This window comes from Pseudomonas sp. P5_A2_2, assembly GCF_054177685.1.
The window spans coordinates 1-1,949 of record NZ_JBGCUL010000842.1 but is presented as its reverse complement, the minus strand read 5'-3'; the positions used below and the strand labels follow the sequence as shown (position 1 = coordinate 1,949).

The 1,949-nt window shown below is 61.9% G+C and carries 3 protein-coding genes and 1 pseudogene; 1 reads left to right on the top strand and 3 read right to left on the bottom strand.

Annotation, left to right across the window (positions count from 1 at the left end):
- Both ACXRVY_RS26415 and ACXRVY_RS26410 read right to left on the bottom strand, forming a co-directional pair.
- A pseudogene (locus ACXRVY_RS26415) lies at positions 1-200 on the bottom strand (lytic transglycosylase domain-containing protein); the annotation flags it as partial.
- A gap of 2 nt (positions 201-202) precedes the next feature.
- The gene (locus tag ACXRVY_RS26410; protein ID WP_458238666.1) at positions 203-751 is read right to left on the bottom strand and encodes a hypothetical protein; all 549 of its coding nucleotides are present in this window, start codon (positions 749-751) and stop codon (positions 203-205) included.
- 169 nt (positions 752-920) lie between these two features.
- Between ACXRVY_RS26410 and ACXRVY_RS26405 the strand changes: the two genes are divergently transcribed.
- Positions 921-1,763: a helix-turn-helix domain-containing protein gene (locus ACXRVY_RS26405; RefSeq protein WP_458238665.1), complete on the top strand. Its 843-nt coding sequence runs from the start codon at positions 921-923 to the stop codon at positions 1,761-1,763.
- Here the strand turns inward: ACXRVY_RS26405 and ACXRVY_RS26400 are convergent.
- Positions 1,717-1,949, bottom strand: a 233-nt coding sequence (locus ACXRVY_RS26400) for a hypothetical protein (RefSeq protein ID WP_458238664.1), incomplete at its 5' end; no start/stop codon positions are given. The genes ACXRVY_RS26405 and ACXRVY_RS26400 overlap by 47 nt on opposite strands.

Here is a 1,949-nt window from a genome sequence, read left to right as displayed (position 1 = left end):
CTGTAGTTCCAGCCTGCAGCCTCGAGCGCCGCAACCGTTGCGACGGCTTCGGCGCGCGTGCTCGGCTGGCGGACCAGGGCGCCACCCACCACTCCGATCGCGAACGGATTTCCTCCGCTCTCGACTTTGATGAGTGCTTGTGCCGTGTCCTGCGCGATCAGCGGTGCGCAGGACAGAACGAGTGCAGCCAGGTCGATCACGATCAGCTGCCCCCGCCCGTGGGTTCGCCGCCCGGCGCCGGAGCAGGAGGCTGAATCGCGAACCACGCGGCGTAGTCGCGATCGAACCGGTCGTCGATGGCGGAAGGGTCACGGGCGAACGCGGCCTTAGCGGCCGGAAGCCACTCAGTCACCGAGTCGCCATTTGGCGTCCACCATGTGCGAGACCAGGGTTGGCCGTCAACCACTGCGTCCACGACCGCGGAGAACGGGCACTGGTACATGACACCGCTTTCCAGCTGGATTTCGGTGCGGTACTGAACTGGGCACAGATCGGGCGCGATGAAGGTGTTCCCCGCCCGGCTGTTGCCACCCATGCTGCACTCAGGCCATCCGCGACCGCGCGCTACGTCGCGCATCGCTTGTTCAACGTCCGGCCGGCACTGGCTGATGTTTTTCCAATTGCCCGCCAGACACAGCAGCACCTTGCAGCCATCGACTGCCTGCACGGTCGCAGACATGGAGAAAAGAGCCGCTGCGAGGCACAATGCGCGGATGACAAAAGGTCGAGATGTGACGTTTTTGGTTCCCATCAGTCATCCTTGAAACAAGCCGGTTGAGAGAAAGTTAACGAACTTGGATAAGTTACGCGAATTGTCGTGACCAATCAATCGGAAGTTGATTGTTTTAACGGGCTGTTACCGATTGTCGTTCAGATCTCGTACTTGGAATTCCGCCCCACTTGTCCAAAACATTCAAAAAATGACAACTGAGCCGCTCGGCGGGCGTCAACCGTCCTTGGGAACACTCTGCGTCAATCGCTTGCTGGAGCGCCACGGCGTGGGGGAGCGCAAGCGCGCGTCGGTGCTAGAAAAGGCTCTTGGTCAGTCGTATCAGCAAGTGCGACGACGCCTGATCGACGAATCGGCGTGGACGCTCGAAGAGCTGCGAGACATTGCCGACCACTTCGGCGAGACGTTGCAGTCGCTCGTGGCTGACTCGCCCTCGGGCAACACTGCATCCGCACTGCTGGTCAGCGGCTCGCTCCGCATCCCGTGCTCGGTATGGCTCGGCGAGACCCCACAGCTCGCGCGCCCCGGTCCTCTGGTGGCTACACGCCCGACCGCTGGTGAATGGCTGGTCGTGCCGGCCGGCGAGGCCGCGGGCGTGGAGTCTTTTGAAGTCAAACGTTTGCTGATCCAGGCGACCACACGTTCCGCGCGGCGAATCGCCGTCCTAGACGACGACCGCGACCTTGCGCAAAGCATTGCGCAGTACATGAACGAGGTGGGCCTCGACGCGACCGCCTTCTATACGGTCGATGACCTGTCGAAGGCCGTCTCGGTTGAGCCGTTTGACGGGTACGTCATCGACTGGCTGGTCAACAAGCAGAGCGCCAGAACCGTGATCGTCGAGATCCGGGCTCAAAGTTCCACCTGTCCTGTCGTGGTTCTCACGGGCCAGATGCGGGACGGCCATCTTGAAGAGTCGGAGCTCTCGGCAGCTGCAGCAGCGTACAGGCTTCAATACTTTGAGAAGCCAGTACGCACTTCGGCCATCATGTCGGCGCTGGAGTTGGGGTTCGAGCGTCGAGCAAGCGCTTGAGCGTTCGCACCGAGATTGGCTTGCGAACGAATTGGTCGAAAGGCCACGCCCGCCCTTCGTCGGTCTTTTCTCCGGCGGTCATCGAGATGAATCGAGCCGCGTGATTCGGCCCGTCGCCGCGCCTGGTGTCGCGCGCAAGCTCGGCGCCCGACGTGACCGGCATCTGGAGGTCGAATAACACTGTGT

Bases quoted from the DNA above. Each gene is read 5' to 3' on its own strand.
- ACXRVY_RS26410 (WP_458238666.1), bottom strand. From the start codon at position 751: ATGGGAACCAAAAACGTCACATCTCGACCTTTTGTCATCCGCGCATTG.
- ACXRVY_RS26405 (WP_458238665.1), top strand. From the start codon at position 921: ATGACAACTGAGCCGCTCGGCGGGCGTCAACCGTCCTTGGGAACACTC.